The organism is Mycobacterium sp. 852002-51613_SCH5001154 (assembly GCF_001667425.1).
Lineage (GTDB): Bacteria > Actinomycetota > Actinomycetes > Mycobacteriales > Mycobacteriaceae > Mycobacterium.
Genome location: NZ_LZII01000025.1, coordinates 13,238 through 26,919 on the forward strand (window position 1 = coordinate 13,238; position 13,682 = coordinate 26,919).

General features: G+C 67.9%; 11 protein-coding genes and 1 pseudogene. 5 read left to right on the forward strand and 7 right to left on the reverse strand.

The genetic code is table 11. The features are described 5' to 3' along the window. Positions 1-60: 60 nt before the first annotated feature. The 3 genes from A5750_RS06790 to A5750_RS06800 all read right to left on the reverse strand — a co-directional run bounded on the left by A5750_RS06790 (position 61) and on the right by A5750_RS06800 (position 4,277). Positions 61-2,991, reverse strand: a complete 2,931-nt coding sequence (locus tag A5750_RS06790; protein WP_067261735.1) for an RND family transporter — start codon at positions 2,989-2,991, stop codon at positions 61-63. Continuing rightward, positions 2,988-3,536, reverse strand: a complete 549-nt coding sequence (locus tag A5750_RS06795; RefSeq protein WP_066952134.1) for an MmpS family transport accessory protein — start codon at positions 3,534-3,536, stop codon at positions 2,988-2,990. The genes A5750_RS06790 and A5750_RS06795 overlap by 4 nt, the downstream gene beginning before the upstream one ends. A gap of 72 nt (positions 3,537-3,608) precedes the next feature. Continuing rightward, positions 3,609-4,277, reverse strand: a complete 669-nt coding sequence (locus tag A5750_RS06800; RefSeq protein ID WP_066952132.1) for a TetR family transcriptional regulator — start codon at positions 4,275-4,277, stop codon at positions 3,609-3,611. Positions 4,278-4,377: 100 nt separating this feature from the next. Here A5750_RS06800 and A5750_RS06805 point away from each other — a divergent pair, with 100 nt between their 5' ends. Next, the gene (locus tag A5750_RS06805) at positions 4,378-6,057 is read left to right on the forward strand and encodes a cytochrome c biogenesis protein DipZ (protein WP_067261738.1); all 1,680 of its coding nucleotides are present in this window, start codon (positions 4,378-4,380) and stop codon (positions 6,055-6,057) included. Here the strand turns inward: A5750_RS06805 and A5750_RS06810 are convergent. Further along, positions 6,054-6,923: a hypothetical protein gene (locus A5750_RS06810; RefSeq protein WP_067261740.1), complete on the reverse strand. Its 870-nt coding sequence runs from the start codon at positions 6,921-6,923 to the stop codon at positions 6,054-6,056. The genes A5750_RS06805 and A5750_RS06810 overlap by 4 nt on opposite strands. Before the next feature lie 12 nt (positions 6,924-6,935). Further along, positions 6,936-7,460, reverse strand: a complete 525-nt coding sequence (locus A5750_RS06815; RefSeq protein ID WP_066952126.1) for a mycothiol transferase — start codon at positions 7,458-7,460, stop codon at positions 6,936-6,938. 54 nt (positions 7,461-7,514) lie between these two features. On the opposite strand from A5750_RS06815, the gene A5750_RS06820 reads away from it, so the two are divergent. The 4 genes and pseudogenes from A5750_RS06820 to A5750_RS06835 all read left to right on the forward strand — a co-directional run bounded on the left by A5750_RS06820 (position 7,515) and on the right by A5750_RS06835 (position 10,905). Further along, entirely contained in the window at positions 7,515-9,254 is a 1,740-nt protein-coding gene (locus A5750_RS06820) for an amidohydrolase family protein (protein WP_067261742.1), read from the forward strand. Positions 9,255-9,292: 38 nt separating this feature from the next. Then, positions 9,293-9,865, forward strand: a pseudogene (locus A5750_RS06825) (PPE family protein); the annotation flags it as partial. Positions 9,866-9,927: 62 nt separating this feature from the next. Beyond that, entirely contained in the window at positions 9,928-10,326 is a 399-nt protein-coding gene (locus A5750_RS06830; protein WP_067261745.1) for a hypothetical protein, read from the forward strand. Between the two features lie 18 nt (positions 10,327-10,344). Further along, entirely contained in the window at positions 10,345-10,905 is a 561-nt protein-coding gene (locus A5750_RS06835; RefSeq protein ID WP_067261747.1) for a carboxymuconolactone decarboxylase family protein, read from the forward strand. Here A5750_RS06835 and A5750_RS06840 read toward each other — a convergent pair. Beyond that, positions 10,894-11,718 (reverse strand): SDR family oxidoreductase, encoded by an 825-nt coding sequence (locus tag A5750_RS06840; RefSeq protein ID WP_067261790.1) that lies wholly within the window; start codon positions 11,716-11,718, stop codon positions 10,894-10,896. The two genes, A5750_RS06835 and A5750_RS06840, sit on opposite strands and share 12 nt — an antisense overlap. A gap of 155 nt (positions 11,719-11,873) precedes the next feature. Next, positions 11,874-13,499: a chaperonin GroEL gene (gene groL, locus A5750_RS06845; RefSeq protein ID WP_066952118.1), complete on the reverse strand. Its 1,626-nt coding sequence runs from the start codon at positions 13,497-13,499 to the stop codon at positions 11,874-11,876. Between the last annotated feature and the right edge of the window lie 183 nt (positions 13,500-13,682).

The window sequence follows — 13,682 nt, forward strand, 5'->3', positions numbered from 1 at the left end:
GTCCCGGCGCCGTCCTCGTGGTACCGCATGTAGGCGCACCGCCGACCGCAGCACGTCAGATCAGCGCGGCTGTACCAATCCGCCCGCCGGGTGCTCCTCGACGTTCTTCAGGAGCAAATCGCGCACAGCGGGACGCGGTCCATACGGACGCAGCATTGTGCTGGCCGGCCGCGGACGCACGTGCTGCGGCCACCAGAACCAGCGCCCGAGCAGGGTGGCCAGCGACGGCGTCATGAACGACCGCACGATCAAGGTGTCGAACAACAGACCCAGCGCGATCGTCGTACCCACCTGGGCCATCACCAGCAGCGGGCTGAACATGAACGTGGCCATGGTCGCGGCGAACACCAGACCGGCGGAGGTCACCACCGAGCCCGAACCGGCCATCGCGCGGATCGTCCCGGTTTTGAGCCCGGCGTGGATTTCCTCCTTGAACCGCGATATCAGCAGCAGGTTGTAGTCCGAGCCGACCGCCAGCAGCAGGATGATCGCCATCGCCAGCACCATCCAGTGCAACTTCAAGCCCAGGATGTACTGCCACAGGAGCACGGAGAGTCCGAATGAGGCGCCCAGTGACAGCAACACCGTGCCGACGATCACAAAGGCCGCCACGGCGCTTCGGGTGATCACCAGCATGATGATGAAAATCAGTGTGGCTGCGGCAATTCCGGCGATCAGCAGGTCGATGTTCGAGCCGTCGTGCATGTCCTTGTACGTCGCGGCGGTACCGCCGAGGTAGACCTTGGCGCCCTCCCATGGCGTGCCCTTGATCGCCTCGTGCACGGCCTGCTTGATCGGTTCGATGTGGCTGATGCCTTCGGGAGTCGCCGGGTCGCCCTCATGGGAGATGATCAACCGGACCGCGCGCCCATCCGGCGAGATGAACTGTTTGAGACCCCGTGCGAAATCCGGACTCTTGAACGCCTCCGGCGGAAGGTAGAACGTGTCGTCATTTTTCGCTTTATCGAAGGCATCACCTTGGGCGGTGGCGTTGTCGGACTGCGCCTTCGCCTGGTCGTTGAGACCCATCGTGGTCGCGTAGTTCGACATGATGGTGTCCAGGTTGTGCTGCTGACTCTCAATCTGCGGCGGTATCAGCGCCACCAGCTTCGGCTGGATCTGATCCAACTTGTCCAGGTTCGCGCTGAGTTCCACGATGTTCTGAGCCACCTGGTCGATGCCGTCGAGCGCGTTGAAGACCGACCGTAGCGCCCAGCAGGCCGGAATGTCGTAGCAGTGCCTCTCCCAGTAGAAGAAGCTGCGGATCGGCCGGAAGAAGTCGTCGAAGTTGGCGATGTCGTCGCGCAACGCCTCGGTGATCTTCACGGTTTCTTTGGTGAGCCTGGTGGTTTCGTGCGTCGTGTTACTGAGGTCCTGGGTGACCTGCATCTGCTCATGCAGCGTTGCCATCGTCTTGCGCAGCTCGTCCGCCTGCTTGAGCAGGTTTGCCGCCTGCTCCTCCTGATAGTGCTGGGTCTGGATCCGCCCTGCGGCTTGTGCACCCATCTGAAAACCGAGGGTGCTGTGGTCGAGCGGCGTGCCCAACGGCCGGGTGATGGTCTGCACCCGGCCGATACCGGGGATGTGGAAGACCGCCTTGGCGACCTTGTCCAGGACCAGGAAATCGGCCGGGTTACGCAGGTCGTGATCGGTCTCGATCATCAACAGCTCGGGATTGAGCCGAGCCTGGTCGAAGTGCCGGTCCGCGGCGGTATAACCGACATTGGCCGGGGTATCTGCCGGCAGGAAGTGGCGGTTGTCGTAGTCCGTCTTGTATCCGGGCAGGGCGAGCAGACCAACGAGAGCGACCCCGATGGTCACCGCGAGAACCGGTGCGGGCCAGCGGACGACCGCGGTGCCGATGCGACGCCAGCCCCGGGTCTGCAGCTTGCGCTTCGGGTCCAGCAGCTTGAAGAACGATGCCACGGTCAGGACCGCCGGTGCCAGAGTCAAGGCCGCGAGGACCGCGACCAGCATGCCGACGGCGCAGGGTATGCCGAGTGACTCGAAGTACGGCAGGCGGCAGAAGCTCAGGCAGTACATCGCGCCGGCGATGGTCAGCCCGGAGCCCAGCACAACGTGGGCCGTGCTGTGGAACATGGTGTAGAACGCTTGTTCGCGGGTCTCGCCGAGACCGCGCGCCTCGTGGTAGCGGCCGACCACGAAGATCGCGTAATCCGTCCCGGCGGCGATCGCCATCAGCACCAGCATGTTGTTGGCGAACGTGGAAAGCCCCATGACGCCGTAGTTACCGAGCGTCGCTACGACGCCTCGAGCCGCGGCCAACTCGATGAACACCATCGCCAGCATGATCAGCATGGTGGTGATCGATCGGTAGACGAACAGCAGCATCACCACGATCACCAAAAAAGTGACAAGGGTGACGAGCATGACGCCCTTCTCGCCCGCATGGGACTGATCGGCGAACAGCGGACCCGCGCCGGTGACGTATGCCTTGATCCCCGGCGGCGCGGGCACCGAGTCCACGATCTTGCGGAGGGCCAGGGCAGACTCGTTCGCCAGGCCGCCGCCCATGTTGCCGGCGAGGTAGACCTGGACGTACGCGGCCTTTTGATCGTGGCTCTGGGAACCCGCCGCCGTCAGCGGATCACTCCAGAAATCCTGCACGTGCTGAACGTGTTTCGTGTCTTGCTCTGCGCGCCTGACGATCTCGTCGTAGTAGCGGTGCGCTTCGGCCCCGAGTGGCTTGTCGCCCTCCAGCAAGATCATGGCCGAGTTGTCGGAGTTGAACTCTTTGAACGTCGATCCGACCTTCATCATCGACTGAAAGGATGCAGCGGCGGTCGGACTCATCGACACCGAGTGGGTTTTGGCGACGACCTCCAGCTGTGGCGAGATGGTGTTGGTGAGAAATACGATGCCCAACCACACCAGGACGATCGGCAGCGCAAGCCGATGGATCATCCGCGGCAGGAACGGCGGGATCAGCGGCTGGTCGACGCGCGGCGCAGCCACGCCTGCCTCGCTCATGCGGACTTGTCCAGGCAGTAGACGAAGGCATTCACCGTTTCGTTGGGCGGCGAGTGATTCGGAGTCTTGATCACGTCACCGCGCCCGTCGTGGTTGTTCACGACGAATTGGCAGGCGATCCAACTGCCGTCTCCTTGCGCCACCAGGTTTGCCGGGATGCCGGGCTTCGTTGAACTCAATACTTTGCTCCAGGGCAAGGGCACGTTGAGGGCCTGCTGCGGATGGGAGTTTTCGTCGAGGTAGTTGATGGTTGCCGTGCTGCCCGGTGAGCCCCAGACCTGGAGCGTGATCGTCTTGGCGTTGAACTCATCGAGGACCTCGCCCGAGGTGCCGCCACCGAACGAGCCCTTGTGAACACCGAAGACGCCGTGCAATCGGTACACGACGAATCCCGACACCGCGACGACCGCTGCGATCGTGAGCACCAACCAGAAACGCCCCAGCAGCCCCGCTTTCCTGGCGCGCTGCGGAGCGACCTGTTCGCCCTCCCTGCCGCCGGAGCCCTGCTTCTGCAGCGGCTCGGTCCTTGGCTCAGTCGTCGTCATGGGCGCTCGAAGTCCTTCCCGTCCACCGGTTGCAGTTCGCCAAGCCACAGCCCCCCGGCCTCCTCTCTGCGTTCATTGCGATCCCGAGATGAGCCCCACGCACGTGGCGGTCAGCAAGCGAGTGAGGGCGACCGTGAAGTCCAGGTTCCACTCGGGGGGAACCACTTCGGGCTCCTCGGCATACGCGTCGGTGAGCCGCTCGGGTGGGTTGGCGACCTGCCACAGGGTGGCCGCCAGCGAGTACGCCGCCAACAAAATGTCGAGCGACCCCGAGCGGCCGAGTTCGGGAACCGCGCTCTCGATGGAATCGGCGAGCGAGAGCGTGGCGGCGGTGCTGATCCGCTTGACCTCGATCACCCGCTCCGCGTCCACCTCGTGTTCGAGGTGCAGGTGCAGGTTAGCCAGCAGGTCGCAAAACAGCGGGTCGTCGGCCAGGGCGTTGGCCAGCGTCTCGGCGATGCGCGACGGCGATTTCGGCCCGGGTTCGGCCAGCTTTTCCGACACCGTGTTCGACCAGCGCACCCACCCCTCGGCGGACAGGTGCAGCAAAACTTCCTTGTGCGAGGTGAAGTAGCGACGGACGGCGGAATAGTGAATGCCGGCCCGGCTGGCGACGGCGGTCAGCGTGACCGAGGCGACGCCCGTCTCGAGCGCCAGTGAACGCGCGGCTTCCACGAGCGCCTCCGCACGTTGGCGCTTCTTCTCCTCGGTGCGGGCGCGTTGGAAGGTTAACTGCGCCACCGGTGGAGCCTAACGCACATTGTGTGATTTGTATAACGCACGGGACGTGATTTGTGTGGGTCACATGAACCGTTCTGGCCAGGTAGAGGTGTAAGTAGTTATGCACACCATCGCGCTCATCGGATTCCTCGGCGGACTCATCACCGGGATCTCGCCGTGCATCCTGCCGGTGCTTCCCGTGGTGTTCTTCTCCGGAGTCGAGGAAACCCCCGCGCGTCGCCGGGCAACCCGGCCGTACCTCGTCATCGCGGGCCTGGTCTGCAGCTTCAGCGTGGTCACCCTGGCCGGCTCGGCCATCCTGTCTGCGCTGCACCTGCCGCAGGACGCGATTCGCTGGGCAGCGCTGGTGGTGCTGACGCTCATCGGCCTCGGTCTGATCTTCCCACCGCTGCAGCACCTGATCGAGCGGCCGTTCGCCCGCCTGCCACAGCGTCAAACGGGAACGGGCAGAACCGGTTTCGGGTTGGGCCTGACACTGGGTGCGTTGTATGTGCCGTGCGCGGGGCCGGTGCTGGCCGCGATCGTGGTCGCGGGCGGCACCGCATCCATCGGCCTGCCCATTGTGATCCTGACCGCCGCGTTCGCCATCGGCACCGCCTTGCCACTGCTGGTCTTCGCGTTGGCCGGGCGGGGTGTCGCCGAGCGCGTCGGCGCGTTCCGCCGGCGGCAGCGCATCGTGCAGATCGCCGGCGGAATCACCATGATCGTGCTCGCCGTGGCGCTGGTGTTCAACCTGCCTGCGACGCTGCAACGCGCCGTCCCCGACTACACGGCGGCGATGCAGAAAGCGGTCGGCGCCAACAAGATCCGCCAGCAGCTCGGGGCGCCCGCCGGCGGCGCGCTGAGCGACTGCACCGAGGGCGCGGAGCGGCTCGAGGCCTGCGGGCCGGCCCCCGCGGTCAGCGGCATCGCAGAATGGCTGAACACCCCCGGCGGCGCACCCGTCGACCTGGCGTCGCTGCGCGGCAAGGTGGTGCTGATCGACTTCTGGGCCTACTCGTGCATCAACTGCCAGCGCGCCATCCCGCACGTAATCGATTGGTACAACCGGTATCACGACGCCGGGTTCGTCGCCATCGGGGTGCACACCCCCGAATACGCCTTCGAACGGGTTCCGGCCAACGTGGCCAGCGGCGCCGCCGCGCTGCACATCACCTACCCGGTCGCGCTGGACAACGGCTACACCACGTGGAACAACTACCAAAACCTCTACTGGCCGGCCGAATACCTGATCGACGCGACCGGGACTATCCGGCACACCAAGTTCGGCGAGGGCGACTACGACGGCACCGAGAAGCTGATCCGCGAGCTGCTCACCGACGCCCATCCCGACACCCGGCTGCCCGGTCCGACGCATTCGGCGGACACCACACCGCACACCCGACTCACGCCCGAGACATATCTGGGGGTCGACCGGGCCCGAAACTATGGCGGCGGCGGCGATTACAAGTCGGGCGCGTTCGGCTATCCGCCACAGCTGGCCGGTGACACGTTCGCACTGCGCGGCCGGTGGAAGCTGGACGACCAGGGCGCCACCGCGGACAGCGATGACGCCGGCATCCGGCTGCGCTACACCGCCAAGGACGTCTACGTCGTCGTCGGCGGCACGGGCACCCTGACCGTGTCCCGGGACGGCCAGACGACGACGACGGCGATCGGCGGGCCACCCACGCTGCACCCGATCGTGGCCGACCCCGACCAGCTTGGAGCGCCGCGCAGCGACCAGCTCGACATGCGGGTCAGCCCTGGGCTGCAAGTGTTTTCGTTCACCTTCGGCTAGCCCTCCGGCTTCTTCCGCAGGCTGCCCAACATCGCGACGAGCACACCGCCGATCACCAGCGCGACGCCCACGAGCAGCGTCAGGTTGAGCCATTCGTGCAAGCCCGCCTCGGCGTGGCCGACCATCACCTCGGCGATGCGGCGGATGCCGTCGGTGGTGCGGTTGAGCGCGAAGCCGACATGGTGGCCGGCGACCTCGATGCCGGCCCAGCCGGCCGCGCCGACCAGCAGCGCCGAGACCCCGAGGCTGGTGAGCGCCTTCCCGCGGCGGCGCGCGGTGGCCAGCATCAGGACGGCGCAGACGACGCTGAGGGCAACCGCGCCGACGCTCACCCACGGGCCCCAGGTGGCAAGCGGGCTCAGCCGACCCGGCCGCAGCGAACCGTGGGCCGAGGGCGGCGACGCCGTCAACGGAACCGTCAGCGTCGCAGGCACTTTCACGTTGTGGCGGCTGAGGATCCGCTGCATCGAAGCGTCCTTGAGCATCGGCGCCACGTCGATCGCCCACGACTCGCCGGTGCCGTCGACGGTGAACAACCAGCGGTGTGCCGCCCGGTTCGCCTGGGCGAACAGCGCCGGAAAGGCGGGCCCGGCCGTGAAGGCGACGGCGGCCAGGTGCACCTCCGCGCCCTCGACCGGCTGCCGTCCGCCGTTGTGCTCCGCGATGAGCGTCATCGCGCGGTTGGCCAGCTCGTCCGCGGCGGCGGACTGCAGCGCGGGGTCGCCGGCGGCCCGCTGCGCCAGCGCGACGTACCCGCCCTCGCTGACCGCGTTCAGCTGCAGCCACGCCGCCGGGATGGCCACGGCCAGCGCGACGGTGGTCGCCAGCCACAGCACCGCCCTGAAGACGGCGGCCAGGATTCGCACGCCGGGGGAACCCTAGGGCGCGATTCCGCGAACGTACGCGGCCTGCCCGAGGTGCTGGGCGCAGTCGTCGATGATGCTCACCAACCGCGCGCTGGCCGTCACCGGCGGGTCCCAGTTGGTGTCGACCACCCGCTCCAGCTCGGCGGCGGTCACGCCGGCGACGTACTCGAGGGTCAGTTTGTGCACGGCGTGGTAGTAACCGGACAGCAGATCCGCCGGGGCCTTGACCTTCGCGACCTGCTCGGGCTTGTGCCCGTAGCCGGTGTCGTTGCGCGGTAGATCCAGGCCGAACCGGTCCACCCAGCCGTCGCGCAGCCACACCTGCTCGACGCCGGCGACGTCGGCCAGCTGAATGTCCTGCACCCGCGCGCTGTGCCAGAGCAACCAGGCGATGCTGTTGGCGTCCGGGGTCGCCCGGTAGTTGGCGACGTCGTCGGTCAATCCGTCGGCGATCTCATCGACGTGTTCGATCAACCGGGTGAAGGCGTCGCGAAGCAGTTCCTGGACGGCGGCGTCGGGGCTCGAGCTGTTGGCCATACCAGCGACACTAGATCCTGGCACGACCCACCGGCACGGTCGTAGATTGTTTGGATGACGTACGACCTGATCATCCGCAACGGCACCATCGTCGACGGGCTCGGCGGTGAGCCGTATGTCGGCGACGTAGCGGTCAAAGATGGCGTCATCCAACAGGTGGGAGCCGTCGGTCGCCTGAACGGCGAAGGGGCCGAGCGGGAAATCGACGCCGCCGGGCTGCTGGTCACCCCGGGCTTCGTCGACCTGCACACCCACTACGACGGCCAGGCCATCTGGTCGGAACGCCTGACTCCGTCGTCGGCGCACGGGGTGACCACGGTGGTCGTGGGCAACTGCGGGGTCGGCTTCGCCCCGTGCCGCCAGGAGGACCACGACGTGCTCGTCGACGTGATGGCCGGCGTCGAGGACATTCCGGGTGTCGTCATGACCGACGGCCTGCCCTGGACGTGGGAGACGTTCCCCGAATACCTGGACGCGCTGGACGCCGGCCGGCGCGACATCGATGTCGCCGCGTATCTGCCGCACTCCCCGTTGCGCGTCTACGTGATGGGCCAGCGGGGTGCCGACCGCGAGCCGGCCACCGCCGAAGACCTCGCCAAGATGCGGGCGCTCGCCAAGGAGGCGGTCGAGGTCGGCGCGCTGGGCTTCGCGTCGTCCCGGCTGACGATCCACAAGACCGAAAGCGGTTCGCCCATCCCGAGCTACGACGCCGCCCGGGAGGAGATCGAGGAGATCGCCCGCGGCGTCGTCGACGGCGGCGGCGGCCTGCTGCAGTTCGTGCCGGACATCCCGGCCGGCGGTTACGAGCCCGTGCTGCAGACGGTGTTCGACGTCGCCGAGGATGTCGGCCTGCCGCTCACGTTCACCCTCGTCGTCGCCAACGCCGGCGACCCCACGTGGCCGGACGCCATCACCATGATCGAGAAGGCCAACGCCGCGGGCGGTGACATCACCGCGCAGCTGCTTCCGCGCCCGATCGGTCTGATCATCGGGCTGCAGCTGTCCGCCAACCCGTTCGTGCTCTACCCCAGCTATCGGGAGATCGCGCACCTGCCGCTGGCCGAGCGCGTCGCCGAGATGCGCAAGCCGGAGGTGCGGGCCCGCATCCTGGCCGACAAGCCCGGCGTCGGTCACCCGATCCTGTACGTGGCGCAGATGTGGGACTGGATCTTCCCGCTGGGCGACACCCCGGACTACGAGCCGGACCCGGCGACCAGCATCGGGGCCCGGGCCCGGGCCAAGGGCGTGGAGCCGATGGAGGAGGCCTACGACCGGCTGCTCGACGACGACGGCCGGGCCATGCTGTTGGTGGCCACCAGCAACCTGCAGGGCAACTCGCTGGACACCGTCGGGGAGCTGCTGCACCGCGACGACGTGGTGCTGGGGCTCGGCGACGGCGGCGCGCACTACGGGATGATCTGCGACGCCAGCTATTCGACGTACTTCCTGGCGCACTGGGCCCGCGACCGCAAGACGGGCCGGTTCACGGTCCCGGAGGCCGTCCGCGAGCTCACCTCGGTGCCGGCCCGCATCGCCGGGCTGGGCGATCGGGGCCGCGTCGCCGTCGGGTACAAGGCCGACCTCAACGTCATCGATCACGCCGCGTTGCGGCTGCACAAACCGGTGATCAGTTACGACCTGCCGGCCGGGGGGAGGCGGCTGGACCAGACCGCCGACGGGTACGTCGCCACGATCGTGGCCGGCCAAGTGATCGCGGAGAACGGTGTGCCCACCGAAGCCCGCCCGGGCAAGTTGGTCCGCGGCCGGCAACCGCGTCCGCTAGCCGCGCAATAACGCCTCCAAAACCGCCAAATCCCGGGTAAGTTGAGCCGGTGACGAGCCCGCATTTTGCGTGGTTGCCGCCAGAAGTCAACTCGGCACGAATCTTCGCGGGTCCCGGAGCCGGGCCGCTGCTTGCTGCCGCGGAAGCCTGGGACGGCCTGGCCGAGGACCTGGTCTCGTCAGCATCGTCATTTTCTTCGGTCACGTCAAATTTGGCCAACGGGTCCTGGCAGGGCCCGTCGTCGGCGGCGATGATGGCCCTCGCCACGCACTACGTGAGCTGGCTCAGCGCGGCCGCGGCCCAGGCCGAGGCGGTGTCCAGCCAGGCGTCGGCCGTCGCGCACGCGTTCGAGGGGGCGCTGGCCGCCACCGTGCAGCCCGCGGTGGTCGCGGCCAACCGCGCTCTGGCGCAAGCGCTGTCGGCCACGAACTGGCTGGGCCAGAACACCCCCGCGATCGCCGACATCGAGGCCGCCTACGACCAGATGTGGGCGTCGGACGTGGAAGCGATGTACGGCTACCACGCCGACGCGTCGGCGGCGGTGGAGAAACTGGCGCCCTGGCAACAGGTCCTGCAGAACCTCGGCTTCCACTTCAGCAGCAGCGGACAGCTCACCTTCGGCCTGCCCGCGGCGCGGGTTCCGCGCACGCTCTGACGGCCCGGGCCCGCGCCTATCCTGAGACCATGCGCACGAAGAAGAAGGTGGACATCGAGCGGCTCGCCGCCGCGCTCCCCGATTACCCGTACGCGTACCTGGTGACCGTCGACGACGACTACCGCGTGCACACCGTGACCGTCGAGCCGCAGCTGCGCGAGGCGATCGTCGACGTCGGCCTGATCGGCGGCCGCACCCGGCAGAACCTCGCCCAGCGCCGCGACGTCACCCTGCTGTGGCCGCCCAACGAGCCCGGCGGCTATTCGCTGATCGTCGACGGCACGGCCGAGGTGACGGATGCGGGGGACGCCGTACGGCTGGGCGTCGTGCCCACCCGCGCGCTGTTGCACCGCGAGGCCGACTCCGACTCCCCCGGCGCGGCCAAGGGCTGCCTGCACGACTGCGTGGTGTTCTCGCTGCCGGCCTAGCGCCGTACAGTCTGATCCGTGAGTCGCGTCGCACCGCTCGCCCCGCCGTGGAGCGAGGAAGATGCCACCGGGATCAACAGCTGGGGTCACCCGGACCGCACCTATGAGCCGCTGCTTCTGGTGCGCTGCCTGCAACGCCACCCGGCGCTGGCCACCCGGCTGCGCAAGCTCGGCGAATCGCTCTATGTCGCAGCGCTTTTGCCCGCCCGTACGAGGACGATTGCGATCCTGCGCATCTGCGCGCTGATCGGCTGCCGCTACGAGTGGGGCGGACAGGCGGCGTTCTGGGGTCCGATCGCGGGCGTCAGCGATGACGAGTGCGGCGCGCTGGTAACGGGCGGTCCCGCCGACCCGCGGTGGAGCCCGTCCGAGCGGACGCTGATCGGGGCGGTGGACGAGCTGGAGCGCACCGGTTCGTGGTCGGAAGAGACGTGGACGGCGCTGGGGCACTTCCTTACCGACGAGCAGCGGATCGAATTGCTCACGGCCGTCGGGTGGTATCGCACCATCTGCACGCTGTGTAACGCGCTCGCCCTCCCGGTGGAGGGCTGGATGCGACCCTGGCCGTCAGCCGGCTGACCGGTCCCGTTTGAGGCCGGGATGCTGGTTCTTCAGTAGCGGGACCAGCAGCCGTCGCGGCATGAACTGGAACAGTCGGGTGGACAGTTGGCTTGGCAGCCCGGCGATCACGGTGCCGCGGTCGTGCTCGAGCGCGTCGACGCCGGTGCGCGCCACCTCCCGCGGCGGCATCCACATGAACTTCGGGAACGCGTCCGCGAACTTCCGCTCGTCCATGCCCGCGTTCTTCAGGAACTCGGTGCGCACCGGCCCCGGGCACAGCAGCGCGACGGTGACGCCGGTGCCGGCGAGCTCGCCGCGCACCCCCTCGGTGTAGGTCCTCACGAACGCCTTGGTGGCGGCGTAGCCGGCCTGTCCCGGGAACGGGTGGTAGCCCGCGGTGGATCCGACGTTGAGGATCGCGCCACGTCCTCGCGGCACCATCTGCTGGACCGCGCGGGTGGTCAGGTCGATGACGGCCTCGACGTTGACGCGCACCTGGGCGATCTCGTCGTCGACACGCGCCTTCGTCACCGATCCGATGGTGCCGATACCGGCGTTGTTGACCAGGATGTCGGTGGTCAGCCCGCGGCGGTCCACCTCGTCGAGGAGGCCGGCGCGGGCCGTCGCGTCCGCGACGTCGCAGGCGATCACCTCGACACGCACGCTTCGCGCCAGTTCTTCGGCCAGCTCGCGCAGCCGGTCTTCGCGGCGGGCGACGAGCGTGACGCCGTGGCCCCGGTCGGCCAGGTCCCGCGCGATGTCGGCGCCGATGCCCGACGATGCGCCGGTCACGACGGCGGTGCCGGTGGGTGAGGGGGTGGGAAGGGGCACGGTGTTCACCCTAGGCCGCCGAGTGTGAAGCTAGCCGCACGCTCGGCGTCGAATGTGCGGCTAGCTTCACGTTCGGCGTCGAGCAGGCGGGCGCGACACACGAAAAAGCCCGGCCCCACCAGGGAACCGGGCTTTTTCGTAAAGGGACTCGTGACTTAGAAGTCCATGCCGCCCATGCCGCCGGTCGGGTCGCCCGCGGGAGCGGCCGCCTTCTCCGGCTTGTCGGCGACGACGGCCTCGGTCGTCAGGAACAGCGCCGCGATGGACGCCGCGTTCTGCAGCGCCGAGCGCGTGACCTTGACCGGGTCGGCAACGCCGGCCTTGAGCAGGTCCTCGTACTCACCGGTCGCGGCGTTCAGGCCGGTCCCGGCGGGCGAGTTGCGGACCTTCTCGGCCACGACACCAGGCTCCAGACCACCGTTGAAGGCGATCTGCTTCAGCGGAGCCTCGAGCGCCACGCGCACGATGTTGACGCCGGTCGCCTCGTCGCCGGAGAGCTTCAGCTCGTCCAGTGCCGGGGCCGCGTGCAGCAGGGCCACGCCACCACCGGCGACGATGCCCTCCTCGACGGCCGCCTTGGCGTTGCGGACCGCGTCCTCGATGCGGTGCTTGCGCTCCTTGAGCTCCACCTCGGTGGCGGCGCCGGCCTTGATCACCGCAACACCGCCGGCCAGCTTGGCCAGGCGCTCCTGCAGCTTCTCGCGGTCGTAGTCGGAGTCGCTGTTCTCGATCTCCTGGCGGATCTGGGCCACCCGGCCGGCGATGGCGTCGGTGTCACCGGCACCCTCGACGATCGTGGTCTCGTCCTTGGTGACGACGACCTTGCGGGCCTTACCGAGCAGGGCGACGTCGGCGCTCTCCAGCGACAGGCCGACCTCCTCGCTGATTACCTGACCACCGGTGAGGATCGCCATGTCCTGCAGCATCGCCTTGCGGCGGTCACCGAAGCCGGGGGCCTTGACGGCCACCGACTTGAAGGTGCCGCGGATCTTGTTGACGACCAGGGTGCTCAGAGCCTCACCCTCGACGTCCTCGGCGATGATCAGCAGCGGCTTGCCGGCCTGGATGACCTTCTCCAGCAGCGGGAGCAGGTCCTTGACCGTCGACACCTTGGAGCTGACCAGCAGGATGTAGGGGTCCTCGAGGACCGCTTCCTGCCGCTCGGCGTCGGTGACGAAGTAGCCCGAGATGTAGCCCTTGTCGAACCGCATACCCTCGGTGAGCTCGAGCTGCAGCCCGAAGGTGTTGGACTCCTCGACGGTGATAACACCCTCGTTGCCGACCTTGTCCATCGCCTCGGCGATCAGGTCACCGATCGACTGGTCGCCCGCGGAGATCGCGGCGGTCGCGGCGATCTGCTCCTTGGTCTCGACCTCCTTGGCCTGCTTGAGCAGGGTCTCGGTGACCTTCTCGACGGCCTTCTCGATGCCGCGCTTGAGACCCAGCGGGTTGGCGCCGGCCGCGACGTTGCGCAGGCCCTCTTTCACGAGCGCCTGGGCCAGCACCGTGGCCGTCGTCGTACCGTCACCGGCGACGTCGTCGGTCTTCTTGGCGACTTCCTTGACCAGCTCGGCGCCGATCTTCTCGTACGGGTCCTCCAGCTCGATCTCCTTGGCGATGGACACACCATCGTTGGTGATCGTGGGGGCACCCCACTTCTTCTCCAGGACGACGTTGCGACCCTTGGGGCCCAACGTCACCTTTACCGCGTCGGCGAGGGCATTGAGGCCCCGCTCGAGGCCGCGACGGGCCTCTTCGTCGTACGCAATTATCTTGGCCATTGCGAAGTGATTCCTCCGGATCGGGAATGACACCGGGTGACCTTGCGTGGCCACCCCATTACTTACGCTGGCCGGGTGCAGTGCCCGCGACGGACGACCCCAGGTGTCTGCTGGTCTCACCGTCCCGACCTAGCACTCGCCAGTCGCGAGTGCCAACGTCATTCTTAGCACTCGCCTATGCCG

What these genes read in the sequence shown, in the direction of transcription:
- A5750_RS06795 (WP_066952134.1), bottom strand. Translation starts at nt 3,536, where the DNA reads ATGACGACGACTGAGCCAAGGACCGAGCCGCTGCAGAAGCAGGGCTCC.
- A5750_RS06830 (WP_067261745.1), top strand. Translation starts at nt 9,928, where the DNA reads ATGCGCACGAAGAAGAAGGTGGACATCGAGCGGCTCGCCGCCGCGCTC.
- A5750_RS06805 (WP_067261738.1), top strand. Translation starts at nt 4,378, where the DNA reads ATGCACACCATCGCGCTCATCGGATTCCTCGGCGGACTCATCACCGGG.
- A5750_RS06820 (WP_067261742.1), top strand. Translation starts at nt 7,515, where the DNA reads ATGACGTACGACCTGATCATCCGCAACGGCACCATCGTCGACGGGCTC.
- groL (WP_066952118.1), bottom strand. Translation starts at nt 13,499, where the DNA reads ATGGCCAAGATAATTGCGTACGACGAAGAGGCCCGTCGCGGCCTCGAG.
- A5750_RS06815 (WP_066952126.1), bottom strand. Translation starts at nt 7,460, where the DNA reads ATGGCCAACAGCTCGAGCCCCGACGCCGCCGTCCAGGAACTGCTTCGC.
- A5750_RS06790 (WP_067261735.1), bottom strand. Translation starts at nt 2,991, where the DNA reads ATGAGCGAGGCAGGCGTGGCTGCGCCGCGCGTCGACCAGCCGCTGATC.